Below are 12,783 nucleotides of genomic sequence, written 5' to 3'. Positions count from 1 at the left end.
TCGATCGTACGGGGTGCGCGTCAGCGCAGCCGGGCCACCCGCACCACGGCGAGCACCCCGACCAGCGCCGCGAACGCCACGTACGCGGCGACGACGCGCCAGTCGGGGCGGCGGCCGGAGCCGCGGACCGGCAGCCCGGGCCAGGTGTAGCCGACGCGGCGGGCGGCCATGATCCCCCACCCCGCGGCGCAGCAGCTGAGCAGAAGACCGAGCATGGCCACGACAGGTCCCCCGTCGCCGCCGAACTCGAAGGCGAGGGGGAAGGCGAACATCAGCGAGCCGAGGGCGCCGAGCGCCACGATGGGAACGATTTGCCAGATGCGCAGCCTCAGCTGCGGGCGCAACTCCCGGAAGGACTGCTCGCCGTCGTCCGGCTCGCCCGGACCGGCGTCCGCCTCCGGATCGAGCGGCCCGTCGAGCTCGCCGGGGTCCGCGAAACCCCCGAGATGGTGGTCGTCCTCGTGCGCATCCGTTTCCGGCCGTGATCGGTCGCGGTGGCCGGCTTCCATTGCCACGCGCCCTCCCACCCTGGTCCGGAAATCACGAGCCTCCCCGGCCCGACGATCGATGATGGCATGTCGGAAGGGCCGTCAGCCCCCGCCGAGGCGTCCCGTGGCCATCACGTGATCAGGCTGTGACCGGTCGTTCGACGGATGAGGGGAAAAAGGCGCTGACGTGCCCCGCGAGAGTCCCGGCACGGTCGTTACCCGTCGTTGTTGGTCGTCATTGGCCAGCCTCGCACGGCCCACAGACGGCCCGGAGGTGTCTGCATTTCCGCAGTTCAGGATGCACCGGCCCGCGAGAAGGGCCGTCGGTACCCGGGGCGCGCTACAGCGCCTACGAGCCTGCGCCGCCCTGTCGGTCGAGCGCTCGCCTTCCCCGTCCACATCTTCCCCGTCCACATCTCGTCTTGATCTTGAAAATCGCCCGGTATACGACCCGGAGGTAGCATGCCTGTTCCCCGCTACGCTGGTACGCACCACCTCACAATGGGGAGTGCTCCGCGGATGGGACCGAAGACGACCAAGGTCTACGAGACGCTTCGTGAACGGCTCGCCAAGGGCGCGTATGCCCCGGGCGAGAAGTTTCCTTCTGAACGCACCCTGACCGAGGAACTGGAGATCGGCCGGACGGCTCTCCGCCAGGTTCTTGCCCGTCTCGTGACGGAGGGCGCCCTGGAAGTCCGGGGCCGGAGTTCGTACAGGGTCCCGGGTGCGGTGAGCGTCAAGGCGCCCGGAGGGTTGGAGCCGTGGCGCATCCACGGTGAGCGCGACCTCTACGACAACCGATGGGTCAAGCTGCAACTGTGGGACGTCGAACCGCCTGGTGTGAAGCGGTTCGAACACCACGTCGTGAAACTTCACCACGTCGCCGTCACGGCCGTTATCGACGACCAGGACCGCGTACTCATGATGTGGCGGTACCGGTTCGTGCCTCAGCGGTTCGGGTGGGAGTTGCCCGGCGGCATCGTCGACGAGGGGGAGGCGCCGGCGGAAACCGCGCTGCGGGAAGTCGTGGAGGAGACGGGGTGGCGCCCGAATCGCGTTGAGCACCTCGTCACCTACCAACCCATGGTCGGCATGGTGGACTCGCCGCACGACATCTTCGTAGCCCACGGCGCCGAGAAGGTCGGTGAGCCGACCGACCTGGAAGAGGCTGGACACATCGAGTGGGTACCCCTCACCGACATTCCGGGACTCTTGGCCCGGGGTGAGCTGCTCGGTTCCGGAACCCTGGTCGCGCTGCTTCACATCCTGGCGACCCGGGGCAAGCAGGGCGTCACAGCCGCTCACTAAGCAGGTCGACGCGACGTCGCTGCCGCACCGAACCGGTGCGGCTTGCCAACAGCCGGGCCTGTCGGAGATGGGTGTTCGCGTCGTCGTACTCGGTACGGGCAAGGTGCGCTTGGGCCAGATCCGTGTGGACTCCCGCCCGTGCCCGCACGAATGTCGGGTCCATCATTTCGAGGGCACCGTAGAGGCTGGTTACGGCTTCGTCCTCGCCGAGTAGGCCGAGAACGTTGCCGCGCCACCGGGCGAGGTGGGACCCGTTCAGAAAGATGCTGAGCATGTCCGGGTCCCGGTCTTCGAGGCCCGGCGGAATCGCGTCCATGGCCGCATCCAGCGCACGTTTGGAGTCGTCCACCATCCCAGCGTGCGCGCACACCTCCGCTTCTGCTGCGTGCAGCCATGCCCGGAGTCGGGGGGAGCCCGACTGGCCGAGGCTACTCTGAGCGTCGCGCACCAAGTCGACGGCGAGCGCAGGCCGACCGGCGTCACAGAGCACGTACGCCTGTTCGCCCATGGCGTGGGCAAGGTACATCGGTGCTTCCGCGTCGCGTGCGGCTCGCTTCGCCAACTCATAGTGTCGCCAGGCACGTTCGACCGCCCCAGAATCGATCGCCTGCCACGCGGCGAGGGTGGACGCCCCAGCGAGGGCGAGCGCGATGGGGCGGCGCGCGGCGGGCAACACGGCGAAGTTCAGCGCATCCTCAAGAGCGGTGAGGTGACCCGTCATCTGGTCGACGAGACTCGCGGCACCCATCTGCCGGTCCATGGTGCGCAGTAGTTCCGTCTGATCGTTGAAAGTCTTCACCATGGACACGCTGACGCTGCTGGCGGAATCGATCCGGCTCAGCAAGTCGTCGTAGCCGTCGGCCACTGGGAGCGCCGACTTCCGGGTGGCCCCCCTCAGTTCGGCGTCAGTGACGCCGAGGAGGTTGCGCAGGATCGCTGCATAGCGGTCCGAGATCGGGCGCCGTCCGTTCTCCCACTCGGACACGTACACCCGCAGGCTCGCGGTTGAGGCAACGTCGGTGAGGTTCCGTCGGGCGTGCTGCTCGATCTCGCGGATGAGGCGCTCCTGCGACCAGCCGCGCGCCGTCCGCGCGGTTCGTAGTCCTGATTCTGCGCTCACTGGGCACCCCGTTCGGCGTTGGGTCCGATCGCTACCAACCCATGGTGCCTTACATCGCCGCAGGTCAAAAGGGGTTAACACCAACCCTAACTAGCCGTTTATGAGGGCTTGTTGGCTGCCGCGACCCCCCTTCCGGGAGGTCTCCTTGAAGTGCACCGCGAGGGGTGACCACCACTCAAGTCGGCGAACCAGCTTGACTCTGGTGCGCACCAGATGCACTCTACTGGTGCGCACCAGATTTCGGAGCTGGCTCCGGTTCGCGGTGTGCGGGACGACGCCCGGAGGGCCCTCGCGAGGGGCTCGAAGGGAGCGGCTGTTCCTTGAGAACTGAACAGTTGATGCAAGGACTGAAGCCGGGATGTCCGTAATCCGGCCCGGTTGACCCCCAGGTAGGTCCCTGGCTAGGTCGAACTGCCTGCTCACGCGGGCCTTTAGGTCCTTGTCCGCGCCGCCGCGCCCCGTGATGCGTCACGGGATCAGTCGTCTAGGCGCGGCCTGAACGTAGATCCAACGCACCTTCCGCCCGTGACGGGCACCGGATCGGCTCATGCCGACCCCACTCTGACAACCCCTCATCCGCTGTGGGTGAGGAGCAGCAATCGCCCCGATGGTCGTAGGCCGGGTTCGACTCCCAGCCGGGGCACTGCGGTTGCTATTCGGCGGCCGTGCCACGCATCGCTCGTGGCTGTTCACCCCAACGGCGCGCGCCCCCGGAGCGGCTACTCCGGGGGCGCTGTCGGGCCGTTCCACTACTGAGGAGAAAACGACCCATGGAGCACATCGGTGCACGTCAGGCGATTGTTACCGCCGACGAGTACGACCGCGAGCCGACGGCCGCGGAGCTGGACGCGATCGAGCTGGAGTCTCCGCTGATCCTGGCGGAGGTCGACCTGTTGGACGCGCAGATCATCGCCATGGACCGCACGCCGAACGAGATGGACGCGCGGCGGATCCGCCGGGCCCACCGCCGGGTACTGGCCGCCCGGCGGAACCTGGTCAACCGCACGGCCGATGTGAGGGTGCCGGGTGGTGCGGCGTGAAGGCCAAGACCGTACTGCCCGCCGTCGCGATGACGGCGGTGTCCATGGTTCTCACCCTGGCCGTGGTCGTGATGTGGCTGGGCACGGCGATGCCGTGGCCCGTCGCCCTGGTCGTCGGTCTCGGGATCGACGGGGGATGGCTGGCCACCCTCGCCTACGAACGCCGCCTGGCCGCGCAGGGCGACCACAGCCGCGCGGTCACCGCCGTCGGCTGGTGCTTCGGCCTGATCGCCGCGGGCGTCCTGGTCGCGCACGCCCTCACCGCCGAACAGTCTGCGGGCGCGTGGCTGGCCGTGGCCTGGCTGCCGATCGCGGCCAAGGCGCTGTGGCTGGTGCACGGGTTGTGGGAGCGGACCGCGCTCACCGCGACGGCACTCGGTGCGATCCGGGGGATCCAGCAAGAGGCCCGCGACGAAGCGGCCGTGGCCCGCGCACGGCTGCGCGCCGAAGCGGCTACGGAGGAGACCCGGCTGACGGCCGTGACGCAGGCTGGCGCCCGCGTCGCACGCGTCCAGGCGAAGACCGCTCAGACCCTGTCGCGGGCATGGGCGACGCTGGAGACGGCCCGGGCCGGTGAGGACACCGGCAGGGCGCTGACCAGCGTGACCAGTCGCGTCACGCCCGGCGTCACGCCCCGCTGGGAGCTCCCTGTCTGGGGCCCCACCGAGCCGGTAACCGGGCTCACGCTGGAGGCAGGTCCCGCCCTCACCGACGAGGCCCTTGACGCGCTGGTCGACGAGATCCGTCACAGCGAGGTCCCTGCTCTGTCCTACCGCGAGATGGCCATCCGCTTCCGGGCGGCCGGTCACTCCGCATCCGAGGTCCGCCTGCGGGCCGCATGGAAGCGCGTGGCCGCGTGATGGCCACACTGCCGGTGTTCCAGTGGCACCTGGCCCCGGGCGGCTACGCCACCCGCCGACAACTGCGGGCCCAAGGTCTGCGCCCCGGTGGTCAGGACGTGGCCGCTCAACTCGAACGGCCGCGCCGCCGCCGTGGCCCGCTGGTCGCCTACCTCTACCGGGTCGACCTCGCCAAACCGGTCCGGCCCATGACCGAGGCCAGGTGGGCGGCTCTGGCCAAAGCCAACGCCGCCCGCCGCATCTGCCCCCTGTGCCGACGCGATGCCGGATACGTCATACCCGCCCACCTCGGCGGATGTGTGCCCTGCGCCGATGCCAACTGACCCAAGGGAGGTCCCCGGTGGAGTCCGAACACCTTCCCGTTCCCGGCATCGTCCGCCTCCCGGACGGCCGGTTCGTCTACAACGACACCCCCGACACCACCACCCCCACGGCGGCGCTCCAAGGCCCGGCCACGCCCCCGGCTGCGGTGGTGGTGCAGCACATCCACCAGGCGCCGCCGGACCGTACCGTGCAGCGCATTGCGCTCGGCTCCGGCGTCGGGGCCGGAGCGGTGGCCGCGGGTGTGTACTTCGGCCCGCTACTGGTCGGCGTGCTAACCGCCATGGCCGCCGACCTCGCCATCCTCACCCTGCTGGCCGTGGCCATGGCGTGGGGCGTGGTCACCGTCGTCCGCTCGATAGGCGGCAGCGACGGCAAGGCCGCCGCCAAGCGCCTGCGCCGCGGCCGCTGACAGACCCTCAACCACCGCCCCGCCTACGGCCGTTCACCGTCCCGGGCGGGGTGGAGCCCGCAGGCGGCCCGTAGAGCGACCGAACCCCCTTCCATGGGGGTGGAGACCCCCGGGCCCGTGAACGGCCGTCCATGGCCCCACAAAGACGCTGTGTGACGGCGTTTTCCGTCCTCTCTCGCGCGCGTGCGCGTAGGGCCCCACCCCCAGGAACAGCGCAACCCTGCAACTGCGCAGGTCAAACGCAGGTTGCGGGGATCAACCGGCACTGTCGACGCAACCGACAGCACCAACCACCGCAAATCGGACGGGCCGGTGACGCCACGCAACGGCGCACCGGCCCTCATCCACGGTCTTGGAGGACCCTTTCGTGGACTGGAAACAAGCATGGTCGACCACCACCACTACAACCAACACGGCGCTCGATGCGCTCGCGCCGATGTGCGCACCGTTCGCGGCCCGCTGGGACAGGGAAGCGGAGCGCCGGGCGCAGCTACGGACTCCGGAGAACCTCAAAGCGCTCATGGCGGCCCAGCGGGAGCACAACTCCGCACGCTCCACCGCCGCGATGGCCCGCAACCAGCGCTCCGCGGCCCGCAAGGCGTCCAACAACCCGCTGTCCGCGACCCGCCGGGCCGCGCGCACCGCGCACAATGCCGCGCGGCAGCACCACAGCCAGGCACGGGCCGGGCTGAAGGCAGCACGGAAGAACCACCCCGCCACACTGCGGACCCTCGCGGTCCAGGCGCACGCCGCGCACACCGTGCCGAGCAGCCTGGCCACGTGGCTGATGTCCGAGGCCGGGCACACGCTCACGCTGTGGCCAGCCTCTGTGTCCGCAGGGCTGATCGGCCTGCATGCCGCGGGTCTGTGGCTGGGGCGCCGTCAGCCGTCGGTGCGGCTCGATGACGGCATGACCGCGGAGGAACGGCGCCTCGCGCTGCGGCTGGACCCGTCGTTCTGGGTCCAGAACGCCGACGCGCGCGGTCTGTCGGGCACCGTGCCCACCCCGGCCAAGCTCACCCCGGCCGGGCTGGTCTCGCACGTGCGGCTGGACGGCCGGTGGACGCCGAAGACGTTCCGCGCGAAGGCGGACGAGGTCCGGGCCCTGCTCGGGGCGCGGACCGACCTGCGCATGGAGATCACCTCCGGCAGTCACGGCGATCGTGCCACGATCACGCTGCGGACCCGCAGCGCGGCCGACGGCATCGACCTGACCGGTTGGGAGCCCGGGGCGCCGTGGGGCATCGACACCGTCACCGGCGAGCTGGTCATGGTCCCGTTGGGGCGGCGGATGCTGGTCGCGGGCACCTCGGGTTCGGGCAAGTCCTGGTCGACTAGGGCCCTGCTCGCGGAAGGCTCCGAGGCCGCCGATCACCGCCTGGTCGTCATCGACCCCAAGCGGGTGGAGGCGATGAACTGGCAGCACCGGGCCCGCACGGCGATCACGCCGGATGAGGTGCTGGACGTCAGTGACGAGCTGGTGGAGGAGATGCACGACCGTCTCCAGCTCGTCCCCCGCGGCCGGGACGTCATCGAGATCAGCCCCGAACACCCCCGCATCACCGTCTTCGTGGACGAGGGAGCGGAGGTCATCTCCATGTCCCGCACCCGCGGCAAGAGCAGCGGCGACGAGGACACCGACGCCGTCGGCTACGGGCGGATCATGGAGAACTTCCGCACCCTGGCCCGCATGGCGCGCGCGGCCGAGATCATCCTGATCTGGGCGACGCAGAAGCCAACCATGGACCGCAACGGCGGTATCGACCCGCAGATCAGCGCGCAGATCACCTACCGGGCCGCCCTCGCACTATCCACCTCGGGTGAGTCCCGCGTGGTCTTCGGAGAGGACGCCACCGAGAAGGGCTGGCACGCACACGAACTGCCCATGCCCGGCGTGGCGATGCTGCGCTCGGGGCCGAAAGCCAAGCCCCACCCGATCAGCACCCGCGCCTTCTCCCCCGCCGACGTCATCGCCCTCCCCGAGCGGCCCATCTGGAAACGCGAATCCTCCCGGCCGACCCGGAGCACCCTCCACCTGGTCAAGCAGCCGACCACCCCGACGGACAGCACAGCGTCCGCACCTACACCGGCCGCGGCGGAGACCAACCGGGACCGGGTCCTGCGGGCCGTCCACGACGGCGCCCGAACCCTGCGGGACATCACCGACCGCACCGGAATCAACAAGGGCACCGTCTCCCGCGAGGTCAAGGCCCTCACAGGCTCGGGAGCCCTCCGCAAGACCGACGACGGCATGCTCCAGCCCGGCCGGGAGGCGGCCTGAGCACCCTCGCCTGACCGGCCCAATCAACGACGACGGCGGCCCCCTTTCCGCCAAGAACCGGGGCCGCCGCCACTCCTGCCACTTCCTACAGAACTGGAGATCACCGGCAATGACGCAAACGACCATCACCATGTTCCGGCTGCACCCGTCGGCTGACAGCGGCTTTGCCCTGACACTCATCGCCCGCGATGACACGGAGAGCTGCTTCTACCGGTACGACCTCCACATCGACGAGCGGATGGCCGGGTACCTCAAGGCGGCAGTCCTGCGGGAGCTGGGGACAGTCCCGCTCCCGGGCCCGGTAACCCTGCCGGAGCTGCTGCAGCTTCACGCCGACTGGACGGCCGATCTCTGCCGCCGCCAGGCCACTCACCGATAGCCCCGCCCGGGGCGGGCCGACTCTCGCCAAAGAATCCCGGCCCGCCCCGGCTCTCCCAGCACTTCGAGAGAACTGGAGACATCCAGCATGACCCAACCGACCGACATTCCGGGAGAGCACCTGCATACCGCTCTCTCCCTGGCAGCCTCCGGCGTGCCCGTGCTGCCGTTGCGAGCTGGGAAGATGCCGTTCGGCAACTGCCGCCACTGCGCCGACAATGCGTGCGGGGGACGGCCGAACATGAAGACCCCCGGCCCCTGCACCTGCCCGGCGCCCTGCCACGCATGGGCCGCTGCCACCACCGACCCCAGCGTCATCAACTCGCCGACATGGGCACGGGCATGGCGCGAAGCGGCAACGGTGGCCTACCACCCCGGCGGCGCCGACCTCACCGTCGTCGACCTCGACAACGCGGAAGCCATCGCATGGGCCCGCGCGAGCCTGCCCGCCACCCGAATCGTGCGCACCACCAGGGGTGAGCACTGGCTCTACCAGGGCGTCATGCAGTCCTCCAACCGCGTCCGGCCCGGCGTGGACGTGAAGTCCCTGATGTCCTACGCACGGTGGCTCGGACCCGGCACCGGCACGCTGGCCGACCTGCCGGACGCCGTGCGCGCGCTGGTCGTGAAGGAGCCCACCCCGGCCCGGCCGACACAGCAGGCCACCACCGTGCCCGCATGGGCCGGGAACGGGGAGTGCCGCCACCGCACGCCCGCCTACCTGGAACGTGGCATCGCCATGGCCGAGCAGCGCATCACGCAGGCCCGCGGCGCGATCCACGCCACCGTCTACCGGACGTTCCTCGCCGTGCTGTCCACGCACGGTCGGTGCGGCTGCCTCACCGACGCCCACATCAGCAGGTTGTTCACCGCCGCGCAGGCCAAGGGCGAATCGCCCCGGCACTGCACCGACGCGTGGACCAACGCCCGTACCAGGTTGGGACTGTGACCATGTCCGAGGACGAGAAAACCCCGGCCCGCGAGGTCATCGCCGACTACGCGCAAGAGCACTTCCGGTACTTCCGCACCGCCGACGGAACCGTATACGCGCAGAAGAACGGCCACCCCGTGGCCCGCCCGATCCGCTCCCAGGGCACCACGGGCAGCCACCGCCAAGAACTCATGGTCGGCCTGTTCAAGGACGGGCTCGGCGTGTTCAACGGAACCGCACTCAAGGAAGCGCTGGACCTGATCGAAGCACTCGCACTGACCGAGGACGTACAGCCCGTCCACATCCGCGTCGCCCCCGGATACGACGGGGCGACATGGCTGGACCTGGGCCGGACCGACGGGCAGTCCGTCCGCATCCACCCCACCGGCTGGGACGTGCTCACCCCGGACCCACGCGAGGTCTGCTGGCGGCGCACCCAACTCACCGGCGAACTGCCCCTGCCAGCCAAGGACACCAACGGCAAGGGCATCGACCTCCTGCTGCGGCTGTGCAACTTCGCAACCGCGGAGACCGAATGCCTGGCCATCGCCTGGCTGGTCGGCTGCCTCGGGCCGTCCGTTCCCGTCCCCGCCCCGTTCCTCACCGGGCCGCAGGGCGCGGGCAAATCCACCGGCGGACGGATGCTCGTGCGGATCATCGAGGGCATGAGCGGCGACCTGCGCCGCGCCCCGAAGGACGAAGAGAACCTGATCGCCGCGGTCGCGGCCGGATGGGTCACCGCCCTAGACAACCTCTCCCACATGACCCCGGACCTGTCGGATGCCATGTGCTGCATCGTCACCGGCGCCGAGAACGTCAAACGCGCCCTGTTCACCGACGGGGACGTCTTCCGCGCCCGCTACCGCCGCCCCCTGCTCCTGACCGGCATCGACGTGGGAGTCATCCGGCCCGACCTCGCCGAACGGCTCCTGCCGCTGCGCCTGGAGCGGCCCCGCGTGAGGCGCACCGAGGCCGAACTGTGGGCGGAGTACGCGGAGGTCCTGCCTGTGGTTCTCGGCTCGCTCCTGGACCTCACGGTCAAGGTCCGCGCGGTGGAGGCCGAGACCCCCACCGACCTGCGGATGGCGGACTTCGCCCACCTGTGCGCGCAGCTCGATGCGGCAACCGGCCTCGGGGCGCTCACCGCCTACCGGACCAGTCTGGACGACCTCAACGACGACGTGATCGAGGGCGATCTCCTCGCCCAGACCGTCCTCAGGCACGCCGACACCATCGAGCCGGGCTCAGCGCAGCGGATGACCTCCACCGAGTGGCTGCACTGCCTCAGCCGCCTCTACAGCGGCGACGAGCTGCGTCCCCTGCCCAAGGGCTGGCCGACCACCGGCAAAGTCCTCTCCGACCGGCTCAAGCGCCTCCAACCGACGCTGGCCGCCCGTGGTGTCCTCATCGACACAGGCCGCACCAGCGAGGGCCGCTACCTCGAAATGACCCGCCTGGCCACCCCGCCCCCACACCAGCACAAACCGATGTTCTGATCCACGATCCGCACGCCCCGCCCCGGACAAGCAAGAAGAGCACCACCGGCCTGGCGTGCTCCTCTTGCTGTTCGGCGCCGTGCGCCGCCCAAAGAACGCGCCGCGAAGCGGCCCCTCATTGCTCATCCGGCGGCTACGCCGCCGCCGAGGGTCGCGCCGCGCAGCGGCTCCTTCTTCACGCTTTGAGGCGCCACCGAACTACAACAGACACCCCCTCTTTTGTCCTAAGAGGGAAGACGCTGCGTCATCTGCGTCATGCAAGCCGAAAAACGGCCCCTGACCTGCGGCTACAGGCATGACGCAGACGACGGCCTCTGCGTCATCCTGCGTCATCTGCGTCACCCGATGACGCACCCGTGACGCACCGATGACGCACCCCATAGCCACTGCGTCACACAAAACCGCAGGTCAGACGCGTAAGTGACGCTGATGACGCAATGACGCAGAAATCCGCACCTCGGACAGACGCGGCCATGCCCTCCCCGCTTGGAGTCCCTATGGCAACGCCGACAGACCCCGACCTCCGCGCCACCCTCCGCAGCGGTCTCCCCGACCGGTACCTCACCCCCGACGACATCGCCGAGATGTTCGAGGTACCCATCGAGACCGTCTACCAGTGGCGCAAGAAGCGCACCGGTCCCCCCGGCTTCCGCATCGGCAAACACCTCCGCTACGACCCCGCCGACGTGCGCACCTACGTCACCGAACGCAAGAGCGCCAACCGGGACGCCGCCTGATCGTCAGCAATCGCACAGTTCAACTCCCCAGGGAGGGCCACGCCGTGGCCCTCCCTGCCTCATGTCCAGAAGGGACAACGCCTCGTATGGCAGGCCACATCCAAGACCGCTGGTACAAGACCGAGACCGGCCCCGACGGCAAGCCCCGCCGCGTCAAGACCGAGCGCTACGGCACCGGCATGCGCTACCGCGCCCGCTACATCGGCCCTGACGGCACCGAGAAGTCCAAGAGCTTCCCGGACGGGCAGAAGCGCCTCGCGGAGAAGTGGTTGGCGCAGGTCGAGGCTGACATGACGCGCGGGCAGTACGTCGACCCCCGCGCCGCCCGCACCACCTTCCGGCAATATGCGGAAAGGTGGCTCGCTGCACAGACCACAGACGTGTCGACGCAGGACAGCGCGGAGCGATACCTGCGGCTGCATGCCTTGCCGTACATCGGATCGCGCCCCCTCGGATCGTTTAAGCCCGAGCACGTCCGCGGCTGGCTGCGCGAGCTGGAGGACGAGGGGATCCCCGGCTCGTACGCCGTGCACATCTACGGCACCGTGCGGGCCGTGCTGTCGGCCGCCGTGGACGACGGTTACCTAAGCCGCAACCCGTGCAACGCCACGTCGGTCCGGCCGCCGACCCGGGAGGCGAGGCGCGTTGTGCCGTGGCTGCCTGAGCGCGTCTTCGCGGTGCGGGCCGCGCTTCCCGGGCGCTTCCAGGCCACCACGGACACGGCTGGCGGTTGTGGGCTACGGCAGGGGGAGGTCTTCGGCCTGGCCGAAGATGCCCTGAGCTTCGAGGCCGGGACGCTGCACGTGGTCCGACAGGTGAAGCTCATCCGGGGGAGGCCCGTGTTCGCGCCGCCCAAGTGCGACAAAGAACGCGACGTGCCGATGCCCGCGACCGTGGCCGACGCGATCCGGATGCACACCAAGGAGTACAAGCCCGTCAAGGTCACGCTGCCATGGAAAACTCTCGACGGGCCAAAGGTGACGCACAGTCTGATCTTCACCGGGGCGCGGGGGGCGGTCATCCGGCGGAAGGACTTCAACGTGGACTACTGGAAGCCCGCTCTCGTGGCCGCTGGGGTCTTGCCGGAGCCGGAAGAGGGTGAGGACCCGGCGGCGGCACGGGAGCATGGCATGCACGCGCTGAGGCACTTCTACGCCTCCGTTCTGCTGGAGGCGGGGGAGAACATCAAAGCGGTGAGTGAGTACCTGGGGCATGCCGATCCGGCGATGACGCTGCGGGTGTACGCGCACCTGATGCCCAGCAGCAAGGAGCGGACGCGTAAGGCCATTGACGCGGTATTCGACGGCCATGATCCACAGGGCTGACGGCCCAGAGACGGCCCAGAGCACCCGGCACGGCCCCTGACTGGCGGGAAATCTGCTGGTCAGGGGCCTTTCGCTGCCGGAATGCG

Annotated in this window: 13 protein-coding genes; 11 read left to right on the top strand and 2 right to left on the bottom strand. The window is 69.6% G+C overall.

Features of this window, described 5'->3' with window-relative positions; all coding sequences use genetic code 11:
- Positions 1-20: 20 nt before the first annotated feature.
- Positions 21-509, bottom strand: a complete 489-nt coding sequence (locus tag NGB36_RS20825; protein WP_255921941.1) for a hypothetical protein — start codon at positions 507-509, stop codon at positions 21-23.
- 498 nt (positions 510-1,007) lie between these two features.
- Here NGB36_RS20825 and NGB36_RS20820 point away from each other — a divergent pair, with 498 nt between their 5' ends.
- Positions 1,008-1,796: an NUDIX domain-containing protein gene (locus tag NGB36_RS20820; RefSeq protein WP_255921865.1), complete on the top strand. Its 789-nt coding sequence runs from the start codon at positions 1,008-1,010 to the stop codon at positions 1,794-1,796.
- Here the strand turns inward: NGB36_RS20820 and NGB36_RS20815 are convergent.
- Positions 1,780-2,844 carry an NsdA family TPR-like regulatory protein gene (locus NGB36_RS20815; protein WP_505016747.1) on the bottom strand — a complete coding sequence of 355 codons (1,065 nt, stop codon included), beginning with the start codon at positions 2,842-2,844 and terminating at the stop codon, positions 1,780-1,782. The two genes, NGB36_RS20820 and NGB36_RS20815, sit on opposite strands and share 17 nt — an antisense overlap.
- A gap of 842 nt (positions 2,845-3,686) precedes the next feature.
- On the opposite strand from NGB36_RS20815, the gene NGB36_RS20810 reads away from it, so the two are divergent.
- The 10 genes from NGB36_RS20810 to NGB36_RS20765 all read left to right on the top strand — a co-directional run bounded on the left by NGB36_RS20810 (position 3,687) and on the right by NGB36_RS20765 (position 12,697).
- Positions 3,687-3,956: a DUF6284 family protein gene (locus NGB36_RS20810; RefSeq protein ID WP_255921864.1), complete on the top strand. Its 270-nt coding sequence runs from the start codon at positions 3,687-3,689 to the stop codon at positions 3,954-3,956.
- Complete coding sequence (locus NGB36_RS20805) at positions 3,953-4,816, top strand: protein spdB (RefSeq protein WP_308288893.1); 864 nt, start codon at positions 3,953-3,955, stop codon at positions 4,814-4,816. The genes NGB36_RS20810 and NGB36_RS20805 overlap by 4 nt, the downstream gene beginning before the upstream one ends.
- Positions 4,816-5,139 (top strand): RRQRL motif-containing zinc-binding protein, encoded by a 324-nt coding sequence (locus tag NGB36_RS20800; protein ID WP_255921938.1) that lies wholly within the window; start codon positions 4,816-4,818, stop codon positions 5,137-5,139. The genes NGB36_RS20805 and NGB36_RS20800 overlap by 1 nt, the downstream gene beginning before the upstream one ends.
- Before the next feature lie 17 nt (positions 5,140-5,156).
- Positions 5,157-5,549, top strand: coding sequence for a DUF6251 family protein (locus tag NGB36_RS20795; protein ID WP_255921863.1), 393 nt, complete (start codon positions 5,157-5,159; stop codon positions 5,547-5,549).
- 367 nt (positions 5,550-5,916) lie between these two features.
- Positions 5,917-7,830 (top strand): FtsK/SpoIIIE domain-containing protein, encoded by a 1,914-nt coding sequence (locus NGB36_RS20790; RefSeq protein WP_255921861.1) that lies wholly within the window; start codon positions 5,917-5,919, stop codon positions 7,828-7,830.
- Positions 7,831-7,939: 109 nt separating this feature from the next.
- Entirely contained in the window at positions 7,940-8,209 is a 270-nt protein-coding gene (locus NGB36_RS20785) for a hypothetical protein (protein WP_255921860.1), read from the top strand.
- Between the two features lie 87 nt (positions 8,210-8,296).
- Entirely contained in the window at positions 8,297-9,157 is an 861-nt protein-coding gene (locus NGB36_RS20780) for a bifunctional DNA primase/polymerase (RefSeq protein WP_255921859.1), read from the top strand.
- A 2-nt stretch (positions 9,158-9,159) separates the two neighbouring features.
- A complete protein-coding gene (locus NGB36_RS20775; protein ID WP_255921937.1) occupies positions 9,160-10,635 on the top strand; it encodes an AICE element replication initiation protein in 1,476 nt (491 codons plus the stop codon).
- A gap of 497 nt (positions 10,636-11,132) precedes the next feature.
- Positions 11,133-11,372, top strand: a complete 240-nt coding sequence (locus tag NGB36_RS20770; protein WP_255921858.1) for a helix-turn-helix domain-containing protein — start codon at positions 11,133-11,135, stop codon at positions 11,370-11,372.
- Between the two features lie 86 nt (positions 11,373-11,458).
- Positions 11,459-12,697 carry a tyrosine-type recombinase/integrase gene (locus NGB36_RS20765; protein ID WP_255921857.1) on the top strand — a complete coding sequence of 413 codons (1,239 nt, stop codon included), beginning with the start codon at positions 11,459-11,461 and terminating at the stop codon, positions 12,695-12,697.
- Positions 12,698-12,783: the final 86 nt, after the last annotated feature.

The sequence above is a fragment of the Streptomyces humicola genome (assembly GCF_024436035.1).
GTDB classification, from domain to species: Bacteria; Actinomycetota; Actinomycetes; order Streptomycetales; family Streptomycetaceae; genus Streptantibioticus_B; species Streptantibioticus_B humicola.
The sequence above is the reverse complement of the archived record's forward strand: the minus strand, read 5'-3'. Positions and strand labels throughout refer to the sequence as shown.